General features: G+C 65.2%; 6 protein-coding genes. 4 read left to right on the forward strand and 2 right to left on the reverse strand.

Going from position 1 to position 7,305, the window contains the following annotated elements; all coding sequences use genetic code 11:
- Nucleotides 1-102: 102 nt before the first annotated feature.
- Nucleotides 103-504, reverse strand: a complete 402-nt coding sequence (locus tag ACYVGK_RS16295; RefSeq protein WP_460735604.1) for a phasin family protein — start codon at nucleotides 502-504, stop codon at nucleotides 103-105.
- Nucleotides 505-707: 203 nt separating this feature from the next.
- Nucleotides 708-1,064: a 6-carboxytetrahydropterin synthase QueD gene (queD, locus tag ACYVGK_RS16300; RefSeq protein ID WP_460735606.1), complete on the reverse strand. Its 357-nt coding sequence runs from the start codon at nucleotides 1,062-1,064 to the stop codon at nucleotides 708-710.
- Between the two features lie 132 nt (nucleotides 1,065-1,196).
- Between queD and ACYVGK_RS16305 the strand changes: the two genes are divergently transcribed.
- The 4 genes from ACYVGK_RS16305 to ACYVGK_RS16320 form a co-directional block, all read left to right on the forward strand.
- Complete coding sequence (locus ACYVGK_RS16305; protein WP_460735608.1) at nucleotides 1,197-3,539, forward strand: Tex family protein; 2,343 nt, start codon at nucleotides 1,197-1,199, stop codon at nucleotides 3,537-3,539.
- Nucleotides 3,540-3,638: 99 nt separating this feature from the next.
- Nucleotides 3,639-4,304, forward strand: coding sequence for a response regulator transcription factor (locus ACYVGK_RS16310; RefSeq protein ID WP_460735610.1), 666 nt, complete (start codon nucleotides 3,639-3,641; stop codon nucleotides 4,302-4,304).
- Nucleotides 4,301-6,169, forward strand: a complete 1,869-nt coding sequence (locus ACYVGK_RS16315; RefSeq protein ID WP_460735612.1) for a sensor histidine kinase — start codon at nucleotides 4,301-4,303, stop codon at nucleotides 6,167-6,169. Before ACYVGK_RS16310 ends, ACYVGK_RS16315 begins: the two co-directional genes overlap by 4 nt.
- A 503-nt stretch (nucleotides 6,170-6,672) precedes the next feature.
- On the forward strand, nucleotides 6,673-7,305 hold a 633-nt coding region (locus ACYVGK_RS16320), incomplete at its 3' end, for a PepSY domain-containing protein (RefSeq protein WP_460735614.1).

Consider the following 7,305-nt stretch of genomic DNA (forward strand, 5'->3'; position numbering starts at 1 on the left):
CTCCCCTCGTCCTTCGACGGGAGGCAGGCAACAAAAAACCCGGCAGCGGGGGCTGCCGGGTTCGTTGTTCCACCGGGGGGGATGGAGAGAGAGACTTTTCGCTTACTTGACCTTGGCGGCCTTCACGACCTTGTCGGCGGCTTCTTCAACCGTGGCCTGGGTCTTGGCGGCGACGGCTTCCAGCTGCGACTTAGCGATCTGGCCGATGGCCTCATTGGCCTTCAAGGTGCGGCCATAGACGTCCTGGCCGACGGCCACGGCGCGCTCGACGTTTTCACGAGCGACCTGCACACCCTTCGGGAACAGGGTCTTGAGGGCGTCGAAGTCGCGGGCCTGCGCCGCTTCACCGAAGAAGGCGAAGGTGGCGTTGGTGCGGTCCTGCAGGGCGGAGAACTGCAGGCCGAACAGGGCCTCGGCGTTCTCCAGCGCGATCTTGTTGATCTGGGCTGCCGTGTCCGCGAACTGGCGCGAGGCGGCGGCAAACTGTTCGTTGAACTGGTACATGGCGGCTCCGGGGATTGGGGTAGGCAATCAGCCAGTGTTTCGGCGGATTGTGCGGTGCAGCATAGCGCCGGAATTGTTGCAATGCAACAACAGGCGGATGACAGTCGCCAATCCGTTCATGAACCTTTTGAAATCAAGCGGTTGCAGGGCAGGTCCTGGCAGCCGCGGGACGCGCTGCCGGTTTCGGCGGGGCAAGACCCGCCCTACGCCCCGCGATAACGGCAGCCGGAAGTGCAGGTCTCGTGCACCACCACCTCGCTCAGCAGCGGCAGGACCGGCTGCAGACGCTCCCAGATCCACACCGCCAGCCGCTCGCTGGTCGGGTTGTCCAGGCCGGGGATGTCGTTGAGATAGTGGTGATCGAGCTGGTCGTAGAGCGGCTGGAAAGCTGTCTTCACGTCGGCGAAGTCCATCACCCAGCCGGTATCCGCGCCGATCTCGCCGCGCAGATGGATTTCCACCCGGAACGAATGGCCGTGCAGGCGCGCGCACTTGTGGCCCGCGGGCACGTTGGGCAGCCGGTGTGCCGCTTCGAGAGTGAAGACCTTGAAGATATCCATGCCGGCAATTTTACCCGCGTGGCTCCCCGCGTGCCGCCCGAGTCGGGCGGCAATGTCAATCCTTACGCGATGCCGGGCGCGTTGCCACAATCGGGCCCGCATTCCCGCAGTAGCGATATCGAAACCGACGCAATGCCCGAAATTTCTCAGCAGCTCGCCCGCCAGATCGCCTCCACCATCGCCGACGAAATCGGCGCCCAGCCCGCCCAGGCCCAGGCCGCCATCGCGCTGCTGGATGAAGGCGCCACCGTTCCCTTCATCGCGCGCTACCGCAAGGAAGTCACCGGCGGCCTCGACGACACCCAGCTGCGTAATCTCGAAACGCGCCTGACCTACCTGCGCGAGCTGGAAGACCGCCGCGCCGCGGTGCTGGCTTCGATCGAGGAGCAGGGCAAGCTCACCGACGAACTGCGCGCCGACATCCTGGGTGCCGATTCGAAGTCGCGCCTGGAAGACCTGTACCTGCCGTACAAGCAAAAGCGCCGCACCAAGGCGCAGATCGCGCGCGAAGCCGGGCTGGAACCGCTGGCCGAAGGCCTGCTCGCCGATCCGATGCAGACGCCGGAAGCCTTCGCCGCCACGTTCGTCGATGCCGAGAAGGGCGTGGCCGATACCAAGGCCGCACTCGATGGCGCGCGCGCGATCCTGATGGAGCGCTGGGGCGAAGACGCCGCGCTGGTCGGCGATCTGCGCAACTGGCTGCTTGAAGTCGGCGTGATCCGTGCGCGCGTCGCCGAAGGCAAGGAAAACGAAGGCGCGAAGTACCGCGACTACTTCGATCACAGCGAATCGCTGGCGAAGATTCCGTCGCACCGTCTGCTCGCGTTGTTCCGTGCGCGTCGCGAGGAGATCCTGTTCCTTGATCTGGATCCGGGCACTGATGCCGATTCGGGCCATGTACTCGCCGAAGGCCGCGTCGCCCACCACGTGGGCGTGAAGGCGCAGGGTCGTCCCGCCGACAAGTGGCTGCAGGACACCTGCCGTCTCACCTGGAAGGCGAAGCTGCACCTGCACCTGTTGCTCGACCTGTTCTCGCAGGCGCGCGAGAAGGCTGAGGCCGAGGCAATCGACGTGTTCGGCCACAACCTCAAGGATCTGCTGCTGGCCGCGCCGGCCGGCCCGAAGGCCGTGCTCGGTCTCGATCCAGGTCTCCGCACCGGCGTGAAAGTCGCCGTGGTCGACAACACCGGCAAGCTGGTGGCGCACGACACCATCTATCCGCACGAACCGCGGCGCCAGTGGGACCAGTCGCTGCACACGCTGCGCGCGCTGTGCGCGAAGCACGGCGTCGAACTGATCTCGATCGGCAACGGCACCGCCTCGCGCGAGACCGACAAGCTTGCCGGCGATCTGATCAAGCTCGCGCCGGATCTGAAGATGCAGAAGATCGTCGTGTCCGAAGCCGGCGCGTCGGTGTATTCGGCGTCCGAATTCGCGGCGAAGGAATTCCCGAACCTCGACGTATCGATCCGCGGCGCGGTGTCGATCGCACGCCGCCTGCAGGATCCGCTGGCCGAACTGGTGAAGATCGAACCCAAGGCGATCGGTGTTGGCCAGTACCAGCACGACGTCGACCAGTACCGCCTCGCGCGCGCGCTCGATGCCAAGGTCGAGGACTGCGTGAACGCGGTCGGCGTCGACGTGAACACCGCGTCGGCGGCACTGCTCACGCGTGTATCGGGTCTTTCGTCGACCGTCGCGGAAAACATCGTCGTCTATCGCGATAGCAATGGCGCTTTCAAGAGCCGTAAGGAACTGCTCAAGGTGCCGCGCCTGGGCGAGAAGACCTTCGAGCAGTGCGCCGGCTTCCTGCGCATCAACGAAGGCGAGCAGCCACTGGACGCGTCTTCGGTGCATCCCGAGGCCTATCCGGTGGTCGAACGCATCCTCAAGCAGTGCGGTCGCGAGGTGAAGCAGGTGATCGGCGACGCATCGCTGCTGCGCGGGCTGAAGGCCGAGCAGTTCACCGACGAGAAGTTCGGCGTGCCGACCGTGCGCGACATCCTCAAGGAACTCGAGAAGCCGGGCCGCGATCCGCGCCCCGAATTCAAGGCCGCGCGTTTCGCCGATGGCGTGGAGGAGATCAAGGATCTGCAGGTCGGCATGATCCTGGAAGGCGTGATCAGCAACGTCGCCGCGTTCGGCGCCTTCGTCGATATCGGCGTGCACCAGGACGGCCTGATCCACATCTCCGCGCTGTCCGACAAGTACGTGAAGGATCCGCGCGACGTGGTGAAGGCCGGCGACATCGTCAAAGTGAAGGTGTTGGAAGTGGATGTCGCGCGCAAGCGCATCGCGCTGACTCGCCGTCTCGACGATGCCGCGCCGGCGCCGCGCGAGGCCGGTTCCAGTGCCGGTCCCGGACGTCGCGACGACCGTCGCGATGGACCGCGCGGAAATGCCCGTGCGGCATCCGCGCCGCCGCCGGCGAACAACGCGCTCGCAGCGGCATTCGCCCGCGCACGGAAGGACTAGGCCCGCCGATCCCGACGTACGGCGAGGCCTTCCACGGCCTCGCCGCGTCGTCGCCGGCTAAAATCCACGCACGGGCCAGCCATACCGGGGGGGAGGAACGTGGAGCAGGAACTGCTCGAACTGTCGCCTGCGCTGATCGTCGAGGACGATCCGGCGACCCGTCTGCGTCTGGCGCGCCTGCTCACCGGCTTGGACGCGGCCGCCGACATCACGGCGGTGGGGAGCCTGGCCGAGGCTTACCAGGCGCTCGCGCGCAAGCAATTCGCCATTGCCCTGGTCGACATCGGCCTGCCCGACGGCGACGGGCGCGAACTGGTGGCACGGCTGCACCGGCAGTGCGAATCGATGCCGGTGCTGGTGATCTCGTCATGGGGACACGAAGACACCGTGCTGGCCGCGCTGCGTGCCGGTGCCATCGGTTACCTACTGAAGGAACGCGAGGACGTCGAACTCGCGTTCTCGCTCAAGAGCATCCAACGCGGCGGCGCGCCGATCGATCCCGTCATCGCGCGCCGCATCCTGACGCTGTTGCCAGGCCCTGACGCGGCAGCGCCGCCCGCGGCCGAGGAAGTACGCCTGTCCACGCGCGAACTCGAAGTCCTGCAACTGCTGGCGCGCGGTTGCAGCAACCGCGAAATCGCCGAGCTGGTGTCGCTGTCACGCCTGACCGTCGAGGGCTACATCAAGGCGATCTATCGCAAGCTCGCAGTGGGTTCGCGCACCGCGGCGGTGTTCGAAGCGCAGAAGCTCGGTCTGTTGCGTTGAAGCAGCGCTTGCGCCATGGCGTGACGTTGTTCGTGTTCTGGCTGGGGGCGTGCCTGTTTCCAGCGTTGGCGTATGCCGCCAATCCGCCCACCATCGAAATCACGCGCGCCGAAGCGGCGCCGGCCGGATGGTACTCATGGACACCGCCGGTCAACGGTTGGACGGACGTGCAGTTACCCGACTCCTGGGACACGCGCTGGCCCAATCATGACGGTGTGGTGTGGTACCGCGTGCGCTGGACGCAGGCCGATGCACGCAAGCCTGTCAGCCTGCTGATCGATTACACCCATTTAGCGGCGGCGGTGTACGTCAATGGCGCGATGATCGATCGTGACCCGAAGTTGACGGAACCATTGACGCGCGGATGGATCACGGCTCGGTACTTCGTGGTCGGCCCCCCTTGGCTGCACGCGGGCGAGAACGTGCTGCTGGTGCGGGTGTCAGGGTTGAGCTCGCACGAACCCGGCATGGGCACGGTCTTCGTCGGCCATCCGCAGAACATGCGCAAGCAGTACGAGCAGGACACCTTCAAGCGGCTGCACATCAAGTTGATCAACCTCGCGATCAGCGCGGCACTAGGCACGATCTTCCTGCTGATATGGCTGTTGCGCCGGCGCGAGACGACATTCGGCTGGTTTGCGCTGTTCGAGCTGACCGGCTCGCTGTATCGCTACAACCTGATCGTCGAGGATCCCTGGCCGTTCACCAGCACCGATGGCTGGGAGGCATTCGTCGGCGCGATGAAGCTGGCGTCCTGCGTCAGCTGGACAGTGTTCCTGTTTCGCTACGGCGGACGCCGCTACCGACGTATCGAACGGGGAATATGGCTGGGCGCCGTCGCAGTGCTGGCAGCAGCACTGATCGTGCCGCATTGGACCGGAGCGCATCTGGATGGCCCTTCGGATGTCGCCAGCGACGTGCTCTTCGCCGGCAGCATCGCTTGGTTCATGTGGCGGGTAGCGCGCGTGCGTCGCGTGGACTACCAGCTGTTGGCGGTCTGCCTGATCATTCCGATGCTGGCCTCCATCTATGGCTTCATGAGCTGGTTTGGCTGGGCGCCCAGTACCCAACTGCTGCGTCTGTCGCAGATCCTGACCTCACTGGGGATCATGTTTGCGCTGGCTTATCGCTTCGTGACGAACATGCGCCGCGTGGAAGCCTTCAACATTAAGTTGCGGAGCGAAGTCGATTCAGCTACACGGAAGCTGGGCGAAACGTTGGCACGCGAACATGCCATGGCCCTCGCCAAAGGCCGGGCCGACGAGCGCCTGCAACTCACACGCGATCTTCACGACGGCTTCGGGGGTACGCTCGTCGGAGCGATCGCGATGTTGGAGCAGACACCCGGAGAAACGTCGAAATCCCAGATCGTCGACTTGCTCAAGCAGATGCGCGACGATCTGCGGCTGGTGATCGACAGCACCACGCGCGAGAACGTCGAACTCACCGAACTGCTGGCGCCATTGCGCTACCGATCCAGTCAATTGCTGGAAGCGGTCGGCATCGAAAGCCGCTGGCACTTGCAGGCGCTCGATGGCATCGAGTTGGAGGGCGCGCGCAGCCTCGATCTGCTGCGCCTGGTGCAGGAAGCCTTGACCAACATCTTCAAGCACAGCGGCGCGAGTCGCGTCGAGGTCTATCTCGGCCGCAAGGAGAGCGAGATAGAGCTGCACGTGCAGGACGACGGAAAAGGGTTGTGGCGAGCTCCCGGGGCCATGGCGGGGACCGGCGGTGCCGGCTTCGCGAGCATGCGCATGCGCGCGCTACGTCTGCAGGGGGATCTGCGGATCGAATCCACGTCATCCGGAACGCGGTTGCAGATGACCTTTCCCATCAGGGCGTCACGGCGACCGAGTCCCAACTAGGGAGCAGCTACTCATGCTGGAGTCGACCGGGGCGTAGCTCCTGCTGATTCTGGGGAATGTGTGCCCGTGCGAGCGCTGCTGCAATCGCGGTGATCGAAATCAAGGAGAAGATCCACCGCCGCACCGGCCTTTGCGTGCATCGCCGAAGCCGCCATAGGCGAGGGCGCTGGCTGGCAAGCCGGCGCGGCAATGCACGCGTCAGCGGACGGTGGTCGAACCCCGCGCCCCACCAGCATGGCAACGCGCCTGCCCGCAGCGCCCCTGCGCCGCACTTTCCTTAACGGCCTGCCGCGAAATGTGACGTCGGGCACGATTGATCGAGGCGCGAATATCCCCCCCCAAGTTCTGGGGGATGTGCGGACGAAAACTTGTTGCAAAGGTAACCGCCGCTCGGGAATTGATTCGGATCGCGAAGGGGCCTAGCGCTTCGATCTTCAGGCAGGGAATGCGCCTTTACGGCCGGTGCTGCCGGTTTCGTTCCAATCATTCAGGGGTTCAACCAAATGCAAGCTCGCCTTCTCAGCACGGCCGTCCTGGCCGCGCTTGCCGTCTCGGCTCCCGCCTTCGCCGCCAACATCAACTCCCAGGCCGCCCAGCGCGCCCAGGGCCTGATCGATGGTCATGGCGCCGCTTTCCAGCGCGCCGACGCCGATGCCTTTGTCGCCAAGCGCACCATCGTTGACGCCAACGGCAACGAACACGCCCGCTTCGACCGCACCTACCGTGGCCTGCCGGTGATCGGCGGCGACGTGGTCGTGCATTCGAAGAACGGCCAGTTCAAGTCGGCCAGCCTGACCCTGAAGACCAACGGCCGTCCGGACGTCACCCCGCAGCTCAGCGCCGACCAGGCCATCGTCGAAGCCGGTACGGCTTTTGGCACCGGCTTCAACGGCGTCCCGGCGGCCAGCCTGGTCGTCTACGCCCGCGGCAACAAGCCGGTGCTGGCGTATGAAGTCGTGATGGAAGGCAGCAAGGCCGACCAGACCCCGACCGCGATGCATTACTTCGTCGATGCCAAGAACGGCCAGATCCTCGACAAGTGGGACACGATCGAAACCACGGTTGCCGCCGGCACCGGCAAGACCCTCTCCTACGGCGACGTCGGCATCACCACCGAGTCGGTCTCCGGCAGCTAC

The sequence above is a fragment of the Lysobacter tyrosinilyticus genome, assembly GCF_054779815.1.

Bases quoted from the DNA above. Each gene is read 5' to 3' on its own strand.
- ACYVGK_RS16305 (WP_460735608.1), top strand. From the start codon at position 1,197: ATGCCCGAAATTTCTCAGCAGCTCGCCCGCCAGATCGCCTCCACCATC.
- ACYVGK_RS16295 (WP_460735604.1), bottom strand. From the start codon at position 504: ATGTACCAGTTCAACGAACAGTTTGCCGCCGCCTCGCGCCAGTTCGCG.
- queD (WP_460735606.1), bottom strand. From the start codon at position 1,064: ATGGATATCTTCAAGGTCTTCACTCTCGAAGCGGCACACCGGCTGCCC.